The sequence below is a fragment of the Kitasatospora sp. NBC_00070 genome (assembly GCF_045041205.1).
Taxonomy (GTDB): domain Bacteria; phylum Actinomycetota; class Actinomycetes; order Streptomycetales; family Streptomycetaceae; genus Kitasatospora.
On sequence record NZ_CP108248.1, the window covers coordinates 656,493 to 675,576 of the forward strand.

General features: G+C 68.5%; 15 protein-coding genes and 1 pseudogene. 7 read left to right on the forward strand and 9 right to left on the reverse strand.

Features of this window, described 5'->3' with window-relative positions; translation table 11 throughout:
* Positions 1 to 25: 25 nt before the first annotated feature.
* On the reverse strand, positions 26 to 1,273 hold the full coding sequence (locus OHV05_RS37875) for a hypothetical protein (RefSeq protein ID WP_331730984.1): 1,248 nt from the start codon (positions 1,271 to 1,273) through the stop codon (positions 26 to 28).
* 152 nt (positions 1,274 to 1,425) lie between these two features.
* On the opposite strand from OHV05_RS37875, the pseudogene OHV05_RS37880 reads away from it, so the two are divergent.
* Positions 1,426 to 1,737: pseudogene (locus OHV05_RS37880) on the forward strand (IS21 family transposase); the annotation flags it as partial.
* A gap of 96 nt (positions 1,738 to 1,833) precedes the next feature.
* Here the strand turns inward: OHV05_RS37880 and OHV05_RS37885 are convergent.
* On the reverse strand, positions 1,834 to 2,283 hold the full coding sequence (locus OHV05_RS37885; RefSeq protein ID WP_331730986.1) for a hypothetical protein: 450 nt from the start codon (positions 2,281 to 2,283) through the stop codon (positions 1,834 to 1,836).
* A gap of 56 nt (positions 2,284 to 2,339) precedes the next feature.
* A complete protein-coding gene (locus OHV05_RS37890; protein ID WP_405021727.1) occupies positions 2,340 to 3,080 on the reverse strand; it encodes a DUF4158 domain-containing protein in 741 nt (246 codons plus the stop codon).
* Between the two features lie 180 nt (positions 3,081 to 3,260).
* Between OHV05_RS37890 and OHV05_RS37895 the strand changes: the two genes are divergently transcribed.
* Positions 3,261 to 4,211: a phosphotransferase enzyme family protein gene (locus OHV05_RS37895; protein ID WP_405021728.1), complete on the forward strand. Its 951-nt coding sequence runs from the start codon at positions 3,261 to 3,263 to the stop codon at positions 4,209 to 4,211.
* Between the two features lie 225 nt (positions 4,212 to 4,436).
* Here the strand turns inward: OHV05_RS37895 and OHV05_RS37900 are convergent, their stop codons facing one another.
* Positions 4,437 to 4,700 (reverse strand): HPr family phosphocarrier protein, encoded by a 264-nt coding sequence (locus OHV05_RS37900; protein ID WP_331730992.1) that lies wholly within the window; start codon positions 4,698 to 4,700, stop codon positions 4,437 to 4,439.
* A 176-nt stretch (positions 4,701 to 4,876) separates the two neighbouring features.
* Between OHV05_RS37900 and OHV05_RS37905 the strand changes: the two genes are divergently transcribed.
* The 4 genes from OHV05_RS37905 (at position 4,877) to OHV05_RS37920 (ending at position 10,446) form a co-directional block, all read left to right on the forward strand.
* On the forward strand, positions 4,877 to 5,866 hold the full coding sequence (locus OHV05_RS37905; RefSeq protein ID WP_331730994.1) for a transposase: 990 nt from the start codon (positions 4,877 to 4,879) through the stop codon (positions 5,864 to 5,866).
* Positions 5,867 to 7,364: 1,498 nt separating this feature from the next.
* Complete coding sequence (locus tag OHV05_RS37910; protein ID WP_331731180.1) at positions 7,365 to 8,432, forward strand: bifunctional DNA primase/polymerase; 1,068 nt, start codon at positions 7,365 to 7,367, stop codon at positions 8,430 to 8,432.
* On the forward strand, positions 8,429 to 10,045 hold the full coding sequence (locus OHV05_RS37915) for a phage/plasmid primase, P4 family (protein WP_331730997.1): 1,617 nt from the start codon (positions 8,429 to 8,431) through the stop codon (positions 10,043 to 10,045). The genes OHV05_RS37910 and OHV05_RS37915 overlap by 4 nt, the downstream gene beginning before the upstream one ends.
* Positions 10,042 to 10,446 (forward strand): DUF6009 family protein, encoded by a 405-nt coding sequence (locus OHV05_RS37920; protein WP_331730999.1) that lies wholly within the window; start codon positions 10,042 to 10,044, stop codon positions 10,444 to 10,446. The genes OHV05_RS37915 and OHV05_RS37920 overlap by 4 nt, the downstream gene beginning before the upstream one ends.
* Before the next feature lie 8 nt (positions 10,447 to 10,454).
* Here the strand turns inward: OHV05_RS37920 and OHV05_RS37925 are convergent, their stop codons facing one another.
* From OHV05_RS37925 to OHV05_RS37940, 4 genes are all read right to left on the reverse strand, one after another.
* Positions 10,455 to 10,745 carry a hypothetical protein gene (locus tag OHV05_RS37925; protein ID WP_331731001.1) on the reverse strand — a complete coding sequence of 97 codons (291 nt, stop codon included), beginning with the start codon at positions 10,743 to 10,745 and terminating at the stop codon, positions 10,455 to 10,457.
* A 159-nt stretch (positions 10,746 to 10,904) separates the two neighbouring features.
* Positions 10,905 to 11,270 carry a DUF6009 family protein gene (locus OHV05_RS37930; protein ID WP_331731002.1) on the reverse strand — a complete coding sequence of 122 codons (366 nt, stop codon included), beginning with the start codon at positions 11,268 to 11,270 and terminating at the stop codon, positions 10,905 to 10,907.
* A 159-nt stretch (positions 11,271 to 11,429) separates the two neighbouring features.
* Positions 11,430 to 12,965: a phage/plasmid primase, P4 family gene (locus OHV05_RS37935; RefSeq protein WP_331731003.1), complete on the reverse strand. Its 1,536-nt coding sequence runs from the start codon at positions 12,963 to 12,965 to the stop codon at positions 11,430 to 11,432.
* Positions 12,962 to 13,969, reverse strand: a complete 1,008-nt coding sequence (locus OHV05_RS37940) for a bifunctional DNA primase/polymerase (protein ID WP_405021753.1) — start codon at positions 13,967 to 13,969, stop codon at positions 12,962 to 12,964. The genes OHV05_RS37935 and OHV05_RS37940 overlap by 4 nt, the downstream gene beginning before the upstream one ends.
* 1,436 nt (positions 13,970 to 15,405) lie before the next feature.
* Between OHV05_RS37940 and OHV05_RS37945 the strand changes: the two genes are divergently transcribed.
* Entirely contained in the window at positions 15,406 to 17,691 is a 2,286-nt protein-coding gene (locus tag OHV05_RS37945) for a M4 family metallopeptidase (RefSeq protein ID WP_331731007.1), read from the forward strand.
* A 55-nt stretch (positions 17,692 to 17,746) separates the two neighbouring features.
* On the opposite strand, the gene OHV05_RS37950 is transcribed toward OHV05_RS37945, so the two are convergent.
* Positions 17,747 to 18,856 carry a glutamate-cysteine ligase family protein gene (locus tag OHV05_RS37950; protein ID WP_331731009.1) on the reverse strand — a complete coding sequence of 370 codons (1,110 nt, stop codon included), beginning with the start codon at positions 18,854 to 18,856 and terminating at the stop codon, positions 17,747 to 17,749.
* Between the last annotated feature and the right edge of the window lie 228 nt (positions 18,857 to 19,084).

The window sequence follows — 19,084 nt, forward strand, 5'->3', positions numbered from 1 at the left end:
CCTCAAAGGAGTTGCAGACCCAAAGTTAGGCACGATCACCTGTCTTGGTCACTTTGGCAGGCTCCGACCTGAAAACTTGCTGAAGCGAGGACAAGCTGGGCACCTGAGCTGATACGAACCGTCGGTCCCCGCGAGTGAGGGGGCATTTCGCGAAGATGAGGCCAGTCTGCATGTAGGACTTGATATACGAACCCGCTCCTGACTTCGCATGCATGGCCAAAATTGCAAGGGGTTCGAAGTCCTGGTCCGACACTGCATTCATGATCGCAAAGCGGTCCGCGGCCTTGGCCACGTCCATGAAGGGTTTCAGTGCCCGCATGCCATCATCGGTCTTCACGAGCGGGAATTTGGCAGGAACCTGAACTGTCATTTGGCCTTTATCATCGTTGACGACCACTCCGCTCGGGCCGATGTTGAAATTGACGGCGATGATGAAGTAATTCTCCTCCTCCATGGCTTCCTTGAGGAATCGAGGAAACGTCTGAGAGGCGTCTGTGATCCCGCCCCTTCGGACCACTGAATTATTCTTCCATCCACTGGATGGATTACCTGTCCCGACCCCGACGAATACGATGACTTTCATGCCCATTTTTTGCATCTCGACGCATTTTTTGTGGACAGTCTCTCCTGCGGCGGCCACCATTTCCAGGTCCTTGGATGCGGGCGGATCCCCGAATCCCTCTGAGGAGTACTTCAGTGGTTCGGCTTTTTGCGGCCAGACCACCGGATCGACCGATTTGACAGCCTTCTCCTCCCGGGGCCCTGGGGTTGCGCCCACACCGTCCGCCGCTCCTGCCTCGACCCGCCCCGCCTGCGCTCCCGTAGTGGCGGCGTGGAGGTAGCGCTGGAACCTCGCCTGGGTGGTCCAGTGCCAGGGACTGGGGTCGGGGGCGTGGGCGAAGATGATGTCTCCGCTGTAGTTGGTGCGATACCACCAGCCTTCCACCGCGGTGTAGCGGGAAGGGTCCGACATCGCCAGGATCCTGCCCGCCTCAGTGGCCCAGGCAGGAGACTCGAACGCCGCGGCGCCCTCCACCGGGGGCAGCTGCCCGCACACTTCGATGAAGCCGTCACCGAACAGGGCCTCCCACTGGACGCAGTACCTGTCCCACTGATCGTCATCGAAAGGGAGCTTCTCCTCCAGCTCCACCGCTCCGCAGGAGGACCAGCCGGGAATCCAGGACCGGCCGACCTGGTCCAGCAGCTCGGCCTGACTCGGGGCCGCCAGCACCGCCCAGAGCCGGTTCACCGTCTCACGATTGAGTATGCTCACGGCAGCCTCCGCCCGATCGATAGCCTCGCCCCTCTCAGACTCATCCACCGCCAAGGCCGGCGCCACGACCGGCCGGGCACCACCACGGGCACCCCTATCCGGCTGAAGCCTCCGCACAGGGCTGTCAACGCTCCACGAAAATTGGTTGAGAGATCGCGCGGCGGTTGGGGGTGGCCCGGAACACGGTACGGGCCGCGTTGAACTCGGACCGGCCGACGAAGTACGAGCGGGCCGCGAAGGGGTCGGTGGTCGACGCGTTCGAGCCCCAGATCCGGGCCCTGCTGCAGGAATCGCCGACGATGCCGGGGCCGGTGATCGCCGAACGGATCGGCTGGCCGTACTCGATGGGCCCGCTGAAGAAGCGGCTCGCGTTGCTGCGGCCCCAGTACAAGGGCATCGACCCGGTCGCCCGGGTCGTCTACGAGCCCGGTCAGATCGTGCAGTGCGACCTGTGGTTCCCCGAGATGGACGTAGTGACGGCGGCGCCAGTCTGTGTCACTCGTCCGGCTGAGGGAGTGTCAAACCATCTGCTCTGTTCCGTAATCGGTGGTGACGCGGCGTCATACGAGGCGGATGCGGCAGTGGATGGGTCCACGGCGAAAGGGCGAGGCATTTCCTGGCGCACGGCCCTCGAACAGGGTCGCTCGATGAGCCGCTTCCCGGCAGGCCGCCCGCATGGGAAGGAACATCTGCTGGAACGGTTGGAGGGTGGCGTTGACGTATTCCATGACGCCCGGCGGGCGGCTGTCCTCGCTGGTGGCCACCAGGTCCAGGCTCTCCAGCAGATTCAGCATCACCGCCGGGTCGGCCTTCAGGTGCACGTGCACGAGCACCTCCCAGTTGTCGCCGTGGTGGGCGGAGACCTTCCCGATCTGCTCGTACTGGGCGTCGAACCCACCGAAGCCGTCCACCGCCGACGTCACGCTGACCAGGCCGTTGGATTGCACCATCAGTCCCTCAGCCAGCTTCAGGAACGCCGCCGCGACCCGGCGCTGCAGGCGCCGGCTCACCTCCGGGGCCCCTGACTCCTCGTCCAGGCCCTCCAGCGCGTCCAGCGTCTTCTTGGTCAGCGCCCCGGCCCGGGCTCGCGCCGTCTGCGCGGGGCCGCTTCGCCTTGATCGCCACCCGCTTGGTGAACATCGTCGTCAGGTCGTCGCGGACCCGCATCCGGGCCTTGTGGACCAGGCACGCGATCAGCGTGACCCGCTTGATCTCCGCGTAGTCCTGGAGCACGTCCGAGGCCGCGCCTCGGCTTCGCCGGCGAAGTCCGCGATCTTCCCGGCCGCCAGGCCCTCCAGCCACACCCCCGGTGTCGCCCAGCGAGTCCAGCCACCTGTGGTGCTCGGCCAGCCTTCTTCATGTTCGACCAGGTCGCCTGCTGGGCGGACTGCTTCAGCTGGTTGAACACCGTCTTGCGGTTCAGCCCCACCACGGTCAGCAACCGCAGCGGATGGGCCCGCTCCTCCTCGCCGATCCGCCCGGCGACCCGGTCGAAGATGTCGCCGTGCACCTGAGTGCGGATGCTCATCGCCCTCCGGTCCAGCGTGGAGAACCCAGGCAGTTCCAGCCCAGAGCGCACCAACTGCTCCAGCGCCACGTTGATCAGGTCCGCTGGGTTGTTCTTCGAGCGGGCCTCCACCCGGATCACCTCGCGCGCCGCCCGGCGGGCCTGGCCCGCATCGAACCGGGTCCCCTCGCCCCGGGCGCGGAGCAGGTCGCAGTGGGCCTCCGCCATCCGCACCGAGGCGTACTGGCCCGGCACGGTGCCCTCCAAGAGCTCCACCGCCTTGCGGACGAAGTCGACCACACGAGAAGCGGTAGGCATACCTCCAAGCCATCGCTCACTCCGACTTCCAGTCCGCCGAAGTCCTCAGCACCTGACCTTGATTAACGCCGGTAGCCCACGGCTCCATTGATCCCCCCGGGGCCGTCCAAGGCCCCTGGGCGGAGGATGACGTCCGTGTGACCGCCATCCTAGTCTGCGGGTGTGAACGATGTGATCTTGTATGTCGCGGAAGACTTCGGTATTGACCTGACGGCCCTTGACCCAGTGGAGGCCGGTGCGGACAGGGCCGCGCAGACCTTCCGGGGCCGCTCCGACGACGCGGCATACGCCGTCAAGTGGTCTTCGGGCGGATCCGCGGCCGGCCTGATGCTGCCCAGCCGCCTGGCCGATCACGGAGCCCGTTCGGTGGCCGCCCCGGTCCGCACGCGCGATGGCCACCTGTGGGCCATACGAGAGGGGCGTCGGCTGTCCGTCACGCCCTGGGTCGGCGACCGGAAGGGCATCGACGACGGGCTGCGGGCCGGGCAGTGGCGCGCACTCGGCGCTCTGCTGGCCCAGACGCACGCGCTACCGCTCACCGACGACCTCGCCGCCGTTCTGCCGGTCGCCGACCACACCTGGCACCTGGCCAAGGCCCGCACGGTGGACGCGCTCCTGGGCGCCACCGCCGCGCCGGACGCCACAGCCGCCGCGGTCCAGCGGCTGTGGCTGGAGCACGCCGACCAGATCCAGGCCGTGGCCGCACTCATCGAGCAGTTGGCCCCCAAGGTAACGCCGACGACCGTGTGCCACACCGATCCGCACCTGGGCAACGTCCTGGCCGCACCCGGACACGTCTGGCTGATCGACTGGGACGACGCGGCACTGTCGACTCCCGAACACGACCTGATGTTCGTGCTCGGTGGCGCCTACGGTGATGAGCACATCGGCGACCAGCAGCGCACCTGGTTCTTCCAGGGCTACGGCACCGCCTCACCCGACCCCTCACGCCTAGCCTACTGGCGCGGTGCCCGCGGACTCGACGACATCGCGTCCCTTGCCGAGGAGGCCTTCACCCCCGGCACCCTGGACGACGCCGGGCGTTCGGCAGCCCTGCGGATGATGGCCGACCAGCTCACACCGACCAGCCTCATCGCCCTGGCGCTGGGCTGACCTACCCAATCCCGATACCCGGGGCGGCCCTGGTGGTCGCACCGCGTGTTTATGGCGTGACCGAGTCGAGCTCCAGGCAGCACACCTCGCACGTACCCCCACCAGCTCTGCCAGGCGGGGCGGCCTGCGGATCACGAAGCCCCTGACCACGGCCTCGTGTACTCAACGGGGCTCAGGAGAACTCGTGGGATGTCGCGCACAGGGACTGCGGCCGTTGCCGGGCTCTCAGTCGGCTGGGCCGGTCACTATGGCCTGCAGGTCATCGAGCAGCGGCACCGCGGGGTCACCGCTGGCAGTCACCGTGATGGTGTCCCCGCTTCGCACGCCGAGTGTCATGAGGGCCAGGAGACTCTTGGCGTTCACCGGGGTGCCGTCCTCCTTCTCGACCGTGACATCGGCCGGCCATTGGGCTGCCCGCGCCGCGAACTGGGCGGCGGGGCGTGCGTGCAGGCCGTCGCGGGTGCCCACCCGCATCTGCCGTCGCATCATCGGTCCCTCCATAAGGTGTTAGCCGGCCCGGGAGGGCCGGAAGTGGCTGATCGGTTCTTGCCAGTCGTGGCTTCGCAGGAGTGGCCGTCCGGTTCTCCGGGGCGCCCTGGCTGCTGATTGAGATGTGCGTTTCGGTCGCTGATTACGGAGATGACAGCGGGGTGTTCCTCGGGCCAATGGCGTGCCGTCGGAGACGAGGAGAGGCCGATGAGCGAGCAACCACGGGCCCGGATCTGGGCGGGCATCGACACGGGCAAGGCCATCACTGGGCAGCGGCAGTCGACGAAACCGGGGCGACGCTATGGTCGAGGAAGGTCGACAACGACGAGGCGGCGATCCTGGCCACGATCGGCGAGATCCTGGCGTTAGCGACGAGGTCCACTGGGCCGTCGACATCTCCGGCACCGCCTCCGCTCTGCTGCTGGCCTTGCTCGCGGCCCACGGCCGTCTACGTGCCCGGGCGGACCGTCAACCGCATGTCCGGTGCCTACCAGGGCGAGGCCAAGACGGACGCGCGGGACGCCTACGTCATCGCCGAGACCTCCCGGCACCGCCGGGACTTCACCGCAATCGACGGTCTCGCCCAGCTGGCCGCCGACCTCGCGCTGCTGACCGCTCACCGCTCGGACCCCGTCGCCAACCGGGTCCGGATGATCAACCGGCTCTGCGACGTGCTGACCGGGGTCTTCCCCGCGCTGGAGCGGGCCTTCGACTACTCGGCCCACCGGGGCGCTCCGGTCCTGCTGACTGGCTACCAGAGCCCGGCGGCGATCGGCCGTCGGGGCCGGCCCCGGCTCACGGCCTGGCTGGCCAACCACAGTGCCCGCGGCGCCGACGCGGTCGCGGCCACCCCGCTGGACGCGGCCGGGACCCAACAGGGTGGCCTCGGGCTCGCCGCGACTGCTGCGGCCCGCAGCAAGGACACCTACCTCGCGTCCCGCTGCAAACGCATCGCCGTCCGCCGCGGCAAGAAACGCGCCATGGTCGCCGTCGGCCACATCCTGACCTCCGCCTGGCACATGCTCACCCGCGACGCTGACTACCACGGCCTCGGAGGCGACTACTTCATCCAGCGAACCGGCCGAACGCGGCAGACGCGCCGCCTCGTCAGTCAGCTCAACACGCTCGGCTATCAAGTGTCCCTCCAATCAACAGAAGCGGTCTGACCTGCGGAGGCGGGAGATTTTCGAATCAGACTCCTTCTGGGCCGTCCCCGGGCATCATGCTCCTGCCGGTTGTTTCCGGCCGGAGCGCGTCCCTACTGGAGCCGGTAGCGCTTGCCGCCGCACTCGATCACGACCCGCCAGTCCCGGATGGGGAGAGCGAGCTTCCATGCCCGTATCAGCTCTCCAAGGAGATCAGGATTGCTGGTTTCCATCGAACAGGTGTGTATGACGCGGCGACTGGAGTGGCAGTCATCCGTGACGGTTTCCGTGATGATCATGTGCACCCCGCTTTGTTCAGGCTGCCCAACAGCCACTGCCGAGGCAATCCTCCGAGGTAGCACCGAGTCGCGGCAGTACTCGTGGTGCAGCCATCAAGGCAGAAACCGGAGGAATCTCCGTCCGGACAGGCCCCGGTGAAGGCCGGGATGATCAACGTTCTCAGCGTCCCCATCAGCCTTCCCGGGCCAGGTTTTGGAGGGAGGCGCCGAGTGTCAACGCTCTCGCAAAAAAGTTGGTTCTGACCCGAGTTCAGTGCAGTGCCACGGAGCGTCACCCCCGCACAGTGCCGGCGAGTACCTTCTTGATCACACCGTCGTTCCTCAAGGACCCGGCACGACCTGGCCCAGGCCAGGCGGACTGAAGAGCGGTTAGCTCTCGGGTAGTTCCCAAAGTCTGACCCGGTCGATGGCCTCAGGCGGCGGCTGGTCGCACCCACGTGGGGCGGGTGGACATCACCAGCTCCGAGCAGAGCTGGTAGGCGGGGGCGGCCAGTCCGAGCCGCGCCACCCGGGTGGCTGGCACCGCGCAGTCCCGCCACGGCACCAGGCCCACCGCAGGGGCGCCAGAAGCTGCACGCCAGCGGCGCCTGCCGTCATCTGAGCAGAGGCTCGTGTATCCCTGTCTGCTGGAAAGACACCCCGCCGACACCAAAACGACCGAAACCGCATCATCACTCTTGTTCGGCCAATCGGTGACCGGCGTGTCGCGCGCGTCCTCAGGGGTGGCGGTTCAGTAGCTTCCCCTCGGTCGCTTCATAAAGTTGCAGGTCAGAGGCTATATCACCAGTACTCCAGCGACTGAAGCGACCGTCCTCCCGGTATATGAGGACATTCGTGCGTGCCTGTGTGCGTTATAGACCCAGGCTTCAGTCGCTTCAGTCGCTGGCCAGGTCTTTGCAGGGCGCTTGACCTGGGATGTTGACCGCGCGCAAGCCAGTAGCGACCGAACACATTTAGTCGCTACCGAGTGACTGGATCGCTGATCGCTGCTACGAGGGCCCCACCGGGTGGCGTGGGCGAAAGCCCCGCAGTGCGGACTGCTCGGCTAGTCTGTGTTGTCCGTCTCCGGAAGGTCGGTCGCTTCGGTCGCTGACCGGCCGGTGCCACCGCTCTGACCTGCTATTTTCGTCCCAGCTACCGAAGCTGGCGGGCGGCTACTGAAGAACCCCCCACTCTGGAAGGGCCTAGTGACGGCGTCAATGGCCGTGGACAGCGACCGAATGGGTCAGTACCCCCAGACGCTGGCCGTAGCGCGCTGGTGCGCGGCCCAAGGCTGGCCGGTTCACCCGTTGGCCGCCCGTCGCAAGACACCCCCGGCCAACTGCCCGCCCTGCCGGAAAACTCCCCATCCGGCTGAAGGATGCCCCTGCCTCCCAGCAGGGCGGTACTGCCACGGGTTCCACGCCGCCACTTTGGAGCAGGACCTGATCAGTGCCTGGTGGCGGGTGAACCCCGATTTCGGTGTCGGGGTGTCTTGCGGCCCTGCCGGCCTGGTGGTCATCGACGTCGACTCCCACCCTGTTCCGGTCCCAACCCGCGACAGGCTGCTACCGGGGATTGTCGTTCCGCCCGATGTCGACCTCAGCGGGCTGGAGAGCGGATTCCACAGCTTGAGCTTGCTCGCAGCCCTGCGGGGGGCTGTTGACCCTGCTGCTGACGGGTCGACCCTGCGCGTCCGTACCCCTTCGGGAGGCCTGCACATCTGGTACCTGGCAGCTCCTCATCTGGAGTTCACCTGCTCAGCAGGATCGTCACGGACCGTTGCACTGGCCTGGCAAGTTGATGTCCGCGCCCACGGCGGGTACATCGTGGCTCCCGGCACCCGGACCAACACCGGCCCGTACCAAGCCCTCGCCGGGCCTCGGGTGCCGGCTCCGCTCCCGACGTGGCTGAGCGAGGAGCTGGTCCGTACCGGACACCTCAAGGAGCCTCTGCCGGACGCCTCTGCCCGGACGGTTCCGCCCCGGGCGCTCCAGGCCGTCATCGCGGCTGGGGGAAATCGTTTCTCCTCAGGGCGGCGTGTCCTTGACCGAGTTCTGCAGGAAGTCGCCGACTGCGCAGCAGTCCCGGCCGGAGCGGCCTTCACGGAGAAGCTGAACCGGGCGGCTTACACGGCGGGCGGCCTGGCCGCTGCGGGATACCTGCCTGCGGCGGAGGCCGAGGAGCTCCTCCGCAGGGCCGCCGTTTCGGCAAGGCCGGCCCAGGCACACACCAGCGCAAGGATCATCACGTCGGGTTTGGCCGCAGGGGGGCGGCAACCGTTGTACGTCGAAAAGGGGCGACGATGACAGATGGCAAGACGTTCGACCCGGTGACCATCGCACGTCAGATCCTCAACGGGTCTGTTCTGTCCCCCTCACACCCTGCTCCGATCCAGGACTCTCTGCTGGACCTCCAGCAGGTTGGCTCCGCCGCGCCCGGGCCGTCCGATCCGAGGCTGCGGCCGTCGCTCCTGGGCGTTGACCGGGAGCCCGGGGAGGTGGCCGCCCAGGAGCTGCCCGTCGCGACACCCCATGGCCTGCTGCCCGACAGCCTCTCCGACCGTGGCAACGCCAAGCTCTTCGTACGTCTTTACGGCCAGGACTACCGGCATGTGCCCGGCATCGGGTGGTACCGCTGGCAGACCTACCGCTGGCAGCTGGATGAGGACGACACCGTGCTGTGGGCGGCCGGCGAGATGTCCGAGAACATTGCCACGACAGACCCCAGGGGGCTGTACACCGGGACCGAGCTGCGCCGTCACAAAAGGCGTGCCCTCTCGACCTCCGGGATGAACGCCATGCTGATGCAGGCCAAGTCCGCTCCGGGGATGGTCCTCAACGCCGCCCTTCTGGACGCGGATCCCTACGCTCTGTGTACCCCTGGCGGTGTCGTCGACCTGAGGTCGGGGGCGATCGCTGCCCCCGACCCCCGCTACCATCACCACTCCCGCTCCACCACACTCGCCCCGCGGCAGATGCCGACCCCTCGGTGGGACCGGTTCCTGGACGACACCTTCGGCACTGACCCTGACGGCCGTCAGACCCGTGACTTCCTTCATCTGCTCCTCGGCTACTCCATCTCCGGGGACGTCGGGGCCCAGGTCATGCCGTTCCTCTACGGCCAGGGCAAGAACGGCAAGTCGGTGCTGCTCGATGTGATGCTGCAGCTCCTCGGTGACTATGCGGATGCGGCCCCGCCTGGCTTCCTTATGGCGAAGACCTTCGACGGGCACCCCACCGACCTGGCCGAGCTCCACGGGCGGCGCATCATCGTCTGTTCCGAGCTCAAGCCCGGTGACCGTTTCGACGAGGCCCGGGTGAAGCTGCTGACCGGCGGCGACAAGATCAAGGCCCGCCGGATGCGGCAGGACTTCTTCAGCTTCACCCCGACTCACAAGCTCTGGCTGCTGGGGAACCACCGTCCCGAGGTCAACACGGGCGGATTCGCGTTCTGGCGCCGCATGCGGCTGATCCCTTTCGAGCGTGTCGTCCCCGAGGATCGGAAGATCGACAACCTGGCGCATGTCCTGGTCCGCGAGGAGGGTCCCGGTATCCTCGCCTGGCTGATCACCGGTGCGCGGCGTTACCTTGCCGGTGAGAAGGATCTCGCCGGCCCGCAGCGCGTCCAGGTGGCCACCACTGCCTACGCCGAGACGGAGGACCATGTAGGCCGGTTCCTCACCGAAGCCTGCAGAATGGGTGACGGGATGCGTGCCGAGCAGGCCCAGCTCTTCGCCGCGTACGCCCGGTGGTGCGGCTTCGAGGGCGCCAACCCGGTATCCGGTCGGGCATTTGCCGCACGCGTCCGCGAAATGCTGGGTATGACTTCTCCCAAGGAGATGGTCCTGTCCAACAGCCGCAAGTACTACCCAGGCATCGGCCTCGTCGCTGCCCCCGATACCGAGGAGTCCACGCCGTGAGCGCGCTGATCGATCCGGCCGAGCTCGCCCACGAGACCGACCTGGTCTGGCTCGAGGACCCGGGCTGCCTCGACTACATCCGCCAGTCCCTGGACCGCCTGACCACCCGTCGCGGCAGACCCGCTTACCACCGCGACGGCCGGATGGTGGGTTACGCGGTCCTCGGCCCTGCGGCGAAGGCGTCGCGGGCGTCCGGCACGTTCCGCCGCCGGGTCTTCTGGCTGCTGCCCCACGACCGGGACCAGCGGCCGGACGGCCTCTACGCCACCGGAGCCCCGTCCGAGGCGGTGGACCCGCGGACCGTTGCTCCTGGTGTCAAGGGATACAAGACCGAGCGGTCTGAGGGGGGCCCGCCGTCCCCGGCGATGCTCGAGCTGGGGATAACGCTTCCGAAGGTCTGAGCGGGGCCCTACCCCGTGCGGGGCAATGGCATGGTCTGCGGGGCGAGGTCCATCGGACCGTAGACCTCCTGGGTGCCGTGCAGCAGGAACACCTTTGCGACACCCCCCTCGTGGAGGGGACGCCAGCACAGACCGATCCACGTCTCCGCGTCGCCCTGCATCTCGAAACCGGTGTCGGCTGTTCCGCCGGCTACACCGGGCTCCGGAAGGGTTGTCATCTCTATCGTGGGCGCGACCTCCTGAAGTTCCAGGACCTTGCCGCCCCCGTCTTCCAGCCGCCACTGCCAGAGCATTCTCATGGCTCTCCTCGCCCTCATGGAAAACCACCCGCGCGGGTCTTGTCGGCGCGGTGGGTGGCCACTCACTCAACAGCACCGTACGGAGCCCGTGGCCGGCCAGGCCGGTCCACGCCGACGACCGGGCAGTCCCCGCTGCCTTCTGCGGGCGGGGGACGGAGATCAGTCGGGTGCCCCGGTCTGGGAACGGAGGGTCTTCTCGCCGACGGTGCGCGGCTCGACGGTCCGGGGATCGACGGCCTCGCCGGGCGCCCCGTCAGCGTAGAGCCCATCGGGATCGAGATCGCGGTCGTGGGCGAGCAGGAAGAAGACGCGTCGGCGGTGCAGGCCGCTGTCGGGGTCGGCCTCCGCCGCCTCGTCGAGTTCGGCGTACCCGACCATGCGGCCGTCTCGAAGCCAGCGGGGTTTCCCGCGCCTCCGCGGAGTCTTGTCGATGGTCTGGCGGACGTAGTCGAGGGAAGTGGGGTCTTCCAGCCACACCACGTTGGTCTCGTGGCTGAGAACGCCGCCCTCCAGTAGCGAGCTCATGACCCGGTGCCTTCCTTCGTCGTCGTGATCCGGGGCGGCCCCCCGGTGGCAGGAGCCGGTGTTCTCCGCAGGGAGGCGGGCCGGCCGGTGTTGAGTGCATCGTAGAGCGCTCGGTGCGGGGGACTGCGGAGCCGCCCGGGGGCGCTTGGCGGAGGCGGGTCAGTCGGCAAGGAGGCCGATCCCAGGGTAGAACTTGCGCCCGTTGCTCTTGATCATGTCATTGGGGGAGGCCAGTCCGAGGTCGAGGCGGACCCGGGTGGCGAAGGCCCGGGCGGAGGCGGGGCGCAGTCCCTCCCCGGAGGTGCACCAGGTCACGTAGGCGGCGAACAGCTGCCCCTGCTCGACGCGCAGTTCGGTGTCGCCGTCGCGGGTGCAGCACTCGGTGATGAACCGCCCGACGTGGTCCTCGGTGGTGGCGTAGGCGTCGGTCGCGATCCGCACCCGGGTGGGGCCCTCCAGGGGTTCTGGCTGTTCCCCACCGGTGTGCCGCAGGTCTTGGGCGTGCCGGTACCGGCGGGCGCCCTCGATCAGCCAGTGCAGGATGCCCGGGCCCTCGTCCCGGACGAGTTCCAGCGCCAGGTTGTCGATCTTGCTGCGGTCCGGGACGGTCCGCTCGAAGGGGATCAGCCGGATACGGCGCCAGAACGCCATCCCGCCCGTGGTCACCTCTGGGCGATGGTTGCCCAGCAGCCACAGGTGGTGGGTTGGGACGAAGCTGAAGAAGTCCTGCCGCATCCGGCGGGCTTTGAGCTTGTCGCCGCCGGTCAGCAGCTTGACCCGGGCCTCGTCGAAACGGTCGGTCGGCTTGAGTTCGGAACACACCATCATCCGCCGCCCGTGGAGCTCGGTGAGTTCGGTGGAGTGCTCGGAGAAAGCCCCCCGGTCCATCAGGAAGCCAGGCGGGGCGACATCGGCGTAGTCCCCGAGGATCTGGATCATCGTGTCGAGCAGAGCCGATTTGCCGTTCTTGCCCTGGCCGTAGAGGAAGGGCAGCACCTGGCCGCCGACGTCTCCGGTGATGGAGTAGCCGAGCAGGACGTGCAGGAAGTCGATCATCTCCAGGCCGTCGGCGTCATCGCCGAAGGTCTCCAGCAGGAACCGGTCCCAGCGGGGGGTCGGCATCGCTTCCGGAGCGATGTTGGTCGCCCGGGCGTGGTTGCCGTTGGCGGGGTCAGGCTTGTGCAGTTCGGCGGTGCGCAGGTCGACGACCCCGGCCGGGGTGCACAGCGCCCAGGGGTCACTGTCGAGGTCCTCCGAGGAGAGTGAGAGGTCCGGCGAGGCCTTCGCCTGTTCGAGCAGGGCCTTCATGCCCGCCGTCGACATGGTGCGTCGGCGGTGGGAGGCGATCTCCCGGTCGCTGAACAGGCGGTCGGCGTCCGTCTGCGGCATCCGTTCGGCCATCTCGCCGGCGGCCCACAGCACCGCCTTCTCCGCACCGCGTTTCCACCGGTAGTCGGCCCACCGGTACCACCCCAGGCCCTCGACGTGCCGGAACTCGTTGCCGTGCAGGTGGATGAAGAGTTTCGCGTTGCCCCGGTCGCTGAGCAGTGGGGGGAGGGCGCCGCTGCTCTCGTCGGCCAGGCGGAGGCTCGGAGGCTGGGCGGTCGGTGGGCCGGTGACCTGTTCCTCGAGCTCCAGCATCTGCTGGGCCGCGGCTACGGCGTCGAACCCGCTGGGGGTCGCGGCGGCGCTCATGGGCGTCCTTCGAGGTGGAACGGGCGGGCCGTGCCCGCGCGGAGGGAGGCACTGATGATGTCGTCGTTGCGTCGGCCCTGGTGGGGGCGGGCTGCTGCGGCGGCCTGGTCGAGCAGGCTCCGGGCGTCGCGCTCGGACAGGTGGCCGGCAGCGACCAGGCCTCCAGCGGTGTAGGCGGCCCGGTTCAGCTTCTCGGTGAAGCCGGCTCCTGCCGGAGTGCCGGCGCACCGGATGACCTCCTCCACGAGCGGGGCCAGCGCGCGGGCGGCGGCCCGGGGTTTGCGCTGTCGGGAGGGGGTCTGGGGGGCCGGGGTTCCGGGCGGGGGCGTACGGATGTGGTGGCCTGTGCGGGTGAGCTCCGCGGCCAGCCAGTCCGGCAGGGGGGCGGGCAGGCGGGCTCCGGGGAGCGGTGTGTAGGTGCCGGCGGTGGTGCGGGTCGTGGGTGCCACGATGTAGCCGCCGTGGGCCCGGACGTCGACCTGCCAGGCCAGAGCGGCTTGGGAACCGGAGCCGGTGGAGGACCGGAAGGCCGTGCTGTCGCGGTACCAGACGTGCAGGCCGCCGGAGGGGGTCCGCACGCGCAGCGTCCGGGTGTCCAGGACAGGGTCGGGCCGGCCCCGGTATGCGGCGAGGAGGGCCAGGGTGTCGAAGCCGGAGCAGAGTCCGGCCAGGTCGATCTGGTCGGGGACGTGGATACCGGGTAGCAGACGTGTTCGGGACGGGACGGGGGTCGCGTGTGCGTCGACGTCGATGACGACCAGGCGGGCAGGCCCGCAGGCGACGCCGACTCCACGGCCTCGGTCGGCCTGCCACCAGGCCTTCAAGCGCTCTGGATCCGTGGTCGCGGCGTGGAAGCCGTGGCAGGGTCGGCCCGCGGTGATGCAGGGACATTGGCGGGGAGGGTGCCTGTCCTCACGGCAGTGGCCGCAGTTGCCGGTCGGCGTTTTCCGGCCGGGGGCCAGTGGGTGGACCGGCCATCCCCGGGCCGCGCACCAGAGCGCCACGGAGAGCGGCGGCACGTGCTCCGGACGGTCTCCGGGAGGGGGAGTGGTCCCACTGGGAGGCACGGTGCTGTCCTTGTCATGAGGGGAGAACGGCTTTCCGGATGCTCTCGATCCGGGTGGAGTGACTGAAGGGACCGAAAAGAGAAACCATGCGTAAATACGCTTATCGGTCTACCGAGGGTCGCATTACCGTCCTCAGATACGAGCCGACGATTTGCCCTGCTTTGCGAGTGACCGAAGGGACTGACTTTGCGAACGTATCCAGTCGCAAAGGCCGTGATGGGCCCAACACGCCGAGGAGTCGCGGGCCATTTCGGAAGTGAGTCCCTTCGGTCACTTCGGTCGCTTGCCCCCTCCCTGGACCGGGAGCGACCCGGGAGCCAGGAAGCTCCCAGCTTCAGTCACTCCTACTACTGCGCAGGTCAGAGCAAGTCCGGACACTTCGGCAGTGACTGAAGTGACTCACTTCCCCAGTTATGCTCTCGTTCGGCACTTCACGAGGTGTCCGGTACCCGGACGTTCCGCTCCGACCACTACCGGGGAGCGGAAGTGGTGGACATAACCAGGAGACTGGGTCTCTTCGGTCCCTGTCGGGCGGCACCCCATGGATGTGACCTGCACAAATGAGCTGGACCGGCCGCAGGGACCGAAGGGACGGCGTTCTGCTCGTACACCCAGGAGTGAGGCCGGAAAACGAAGATCCGCCGTGCGGGACTGCTCCGCCGCCCCCCGCCGGTCCCGGCGGGCCCCGTCCTTGGCGTGACGTGTTCATGGGCGGACACCCCGGGCGCTGCCGGCCGGCACCCGAACCCATGAAGTGGCCTTCCGGCGACCGGCGGAAGCGATTCTGTCGATGAGAGGACCTCTGGAGGACAAGGGCAAGGAGACTGGGAGTTTTTCGCATGGAGACCCGAACGCTCCTGGCGCTACCTGCCGTACCGGGCTGGTTTCGCTCCGTCAGCAAAACGGGCGGCGGCCCGGCGTCCTGCCTGTGATGGAAATCCGCGTCACGCGGGAATTTTTCAGGGGCGGGCAGCTCGTCTTTCGCCGTTATGGGAATGCGTCGTGACCTGTATGGCGGCCGCGTGCTCCATCCGGCCCGCTTTGCGGATAAGTGTTCGCCTTTGGTGCGCGCTTCCGTCGGAGGCCCGATTTCCGGAGGCCCTCCGGGGTCGCCGAACGGGCCGACGGGCCCCGGCGGCAGTCCGGAGCACTGCCGTCCCGTCCCGCCCCGGGCCGCTGTCCCCTCCCCGCCCCGGGGGCCCTGATGACATGTCAGCGCCAATATGCGAGCCTTCCCCAGCGAGTCGTCTCCCGTGCACTGCCCGGCACTCCCGCCGGGTGATTCGCCATGCACCAACGCACCCCTTCCGGACAGCAACCCCTGTCCGGGCTGTCACCGGCCCGTCCCCCGGGCCGCCGCAGAAGGAGTTCCGTTGAGACGTTCCCCCCGCAGGATCCCGGCCGCGAGTGCCTGGATCGTCGGCGCCGCCCTGCTCGCCGCCACCCTCCCCGCCGGTACCGCCTTCGCCACCACCCGGACCACCGCGCCCGCCCAAGACCGCGCCCACCCCGGCACGGCCCAGCCCCTGGCCGGCTCACGGTCCGTGGAGCTCAGCCCCGGCGAACGTTCGACGCTCCTCGCCCAGGCCGAAACCGACGCCCCCCCGACCGCCCAGGCCCTGCAGCTGGACACCCGCGAGCGTCTGCAACCGCACTCGGTGCTGAAGGACGCCGACGGCACCCGGCACACCCGGTACGAGCGCACCTTCAACGGCCTGCCGGTACTCGGCGGCGACCTCGTGGTGCACACCGCCCCGGACGGCTCCCTCAAGAGCGTCACCAAGGCAACCCAGGCACCCATCGCGATCGCCTCCACCAAACCCGCCAAGACCCCCGAATCCGCCCGCGACCGTGCCATCGGCCAGGCAAAGGCCGCAGGCATCACCAACGCCAAGGCCGACCCGGCACACCTGGTGGTCTGGGCCAGCACCGGCACGCCGGTACTGGCCTGGGAGAGCGTGGTCAGCGGCCGCCAGCCCGACGGCACGCCCAGCGAGCTGCACGTGATCACCGACGCCGCCACCAGCGCCGTGCTGTTCCACTACCAGGCCATCGACACCGGCACCGGGACCGGCCAGTACAACGGCCAAGTGACCATCGGCACCACCCAGTCCGGCCAGTCCTGGACCATGACCGACGCCGAACGCGGCGGCCAGAAGACATACGACCTCAACGGCGGCAGCTCCGGCACCGGCACACTGTTCACGGACCCCGACGACACCTGGGGCGACGGCCAGCAGAGCAACCGCCAGACCGCCGGTGTCGACGCCGCCTTCGGCACCCAGATGACCTGGGACTACTACCGGAACGTGCACGGCCGCACCGGCATCCGCGACGACGGCGTCGGAGCGTACTCACGCGTCCACTACGGCAACGCCTACGTCAACGCGTTCTGGAGCGACTCCTGCTTCTGCATGACATACGGCGACGGCTCCGGCAACACCAACCCGCTGACCGCCCTCGACGTGGCAGCACACGAGATGACCCACGGCGTCACCGCAGCCACCGCAAAACTGGTCTACAGCAGCGAATCCGGCGGCCTGAACGAGGCGACCTCCGACATCATGGCCGCCGCCGTCGAGTTCGACGCCGGACTCACCACCGACCCGGGCGACTACCTGGTCGGCGAAAAGATCAACATCTTCGGCGACGGCAAACCGCTGCGCTACATGGACAAGCCGTCCAAGGACGGCCGCTCGAAGGACGCCTGGTACGCGGGCATCGGCTCGGTCGACGTCCACTACTCCTCCGGCCCCGCCAACCACTGGTTCTACCTCGCCTCAGAGGGCGACGGCCCCAAGACCGTCAACGGCGTCTCCTACGACAGCCCGACCTCCGACGGCCTGCCGGTCACCCCGATCGGCCGGGAAGCCGCCCAGCAGATCTGGTACCGCGCCCTGGCCGTGTACATGACCTCCACCACCAACTACGCGGGCGCCCGCACCGCCACCCTCCAGGCCGCCGCCGACCTGTACGGACCGAACAGCGCCACCTACCGCGACACCGCCAACGCCTGGGCAGCCATCAACGTCGGCTCCCGCATCGTCGAAGGCGTCTCGGTGACCAACCCCGGCCCGCAGACCAGCCTGCTCGGCACCCCCGCCGCCCTCCAGATCCAGGCCGGCAGCACCAACCCCGGCCCCCTGGCGTACTCCGCCCAAGGCCTGCCCGACGGCCTCTCGATCGACCCGTCCACCGGCAAGGTCACCGGCACACCCGCCACCCTCGGCACCGGCACCGTCACGGTCACCGTGACCGACCCGACCAACGCCGCCTCCACCACCACCTTCGCCTGGACCGTGGTGGCCACCATCACCACCTTCGAGAACACCACCGACGTGCCGATCCCAGACAACGGCGCCGCGGTCTACTCCGACATCACCGTCACCCAGATCGACGGCAACGCCCCCGCCACGCTCAAGGTCGACGTCGACATCCGCCACACCTGGCGCGGCGACCTCGTCGTCGACCTGGCAGCCCCGGACGGCACCACCTACCAGCTCAAGGGCGCCACCAGCAACGACTCCGACGACGACGTCATCGCCACCTACACAGTGGACGCCTCCGCCGTGCCCGCCAACGGCGTCTGGCGACTCAAGGTGCAGGACATCGCCGCCGCCGACACCGGCTACATCAACAGCTGGAAGCTCACCTTCTGAGCACAGCAGACAGCGGCCGGTGCCACGCGGGAACCCCCCGCTCCGCACCGGCCGCTCAACCCCGCAAAGTGGCAGCGGCAAGGTGATCGACCACCTCAGCCAGCGATCCGTTCCGCGCGTGCACCGCACGCTGGGTCTCAGCCCCGGTCCGACCGTTCACGAGCTTCCCCGCGAGCCGCTCCGCAAGCGGCAAGTCCCCGTACATCGCGAGCCCGGGCGTCGCACGCCTGACCAGATCACCAAGCTGCTCCCGCCACGGCCGCAGACAACCAGTGACCGGATCCACACCCGGCCCAGCCAGCCCACCCCAAGCCGCCCGGTCATGAGCAGCCCGGAGACGACGACCGGTCACCCCGCCGCTCCGATCGGGCACCCCCGACCGGAGCTCTTCCAGCAGCACATGCGTCATCCCCCGCAGCAGGACCGCCAGCAGAACCGCGACATCCACATCCGCGTTCACGTCAGCCATCCGGATCTCCACCGTCGGCAGATGTTCGGACGGCCGGGCATACCAGTACAGGGACCGACGATCGAGCATGATCCCCTCCGCCAAGGCGTGCTCAACCCAGTCCTCGTACCCAGGACCGTCGACGACCGGCGCAGGGCCAACGGTGGGCCAGTTCGCGTAGCGGAAGGCCCGACTGCTCGACGACCCCGTGTGCAGGCCCTCGCAGAACGGTGAATTGACCGCAACCGACTCCAGCACCGGCAGCCACGGCCGCAGCCGCGCCTGCACCGCCAGAGCCGACGGCCGATCGAGATCACCCACGTGGATGTGACAGCCCCCCAGTTCACCACCCACCTGGTCAGCGATCCCCGGACCGACGTGCGCGGCGATCCGCCGATACCGGGCCCAGTCAGTGACCGGCAGCGGATGGACGCTCGGCAAGACGGCCGTTCCCGAGGCAACCAGCAGACAACCCGCCCGCCGAGCGGCGACCCCGAACACCGAACGGACCGCCAGCAGAGCATCCCTCAACTCCGCAGCCGTGCACACGGGCGGAGTGCAACCCTCGACCTGGGTAGCGATGAACTCCGGCTGCGCCCGCTCGCCCAGCGTCACACCGGCCTCAGTGAGCACCGCAGCCGCGCGGGCAACCGTCACCCTGCTCACGCTGTCCGCAAGCAGGTACTCCTCCTCGACCCCGAACCGAAGCAGCTCCATCTGGGCCTCCGTAGCCGTATGAGCTTGGCGACGGGCTGAATGCCCGCCAGGGGCGGAGAGAAAACTGCACCATCGGGCCCAACACCGCATCCGGTTCTTCCCCGAGAGGCACGGCGCGGCGCGTCTCCGTCCGGCACCACCCTCCCTACAGTGGGCCGGTGACCGTGAGTGCGGCACGGGGGAGCGGAAATATCCGGCGCTCCCGGGCCTCCCGCAGCCGCCCAGGGA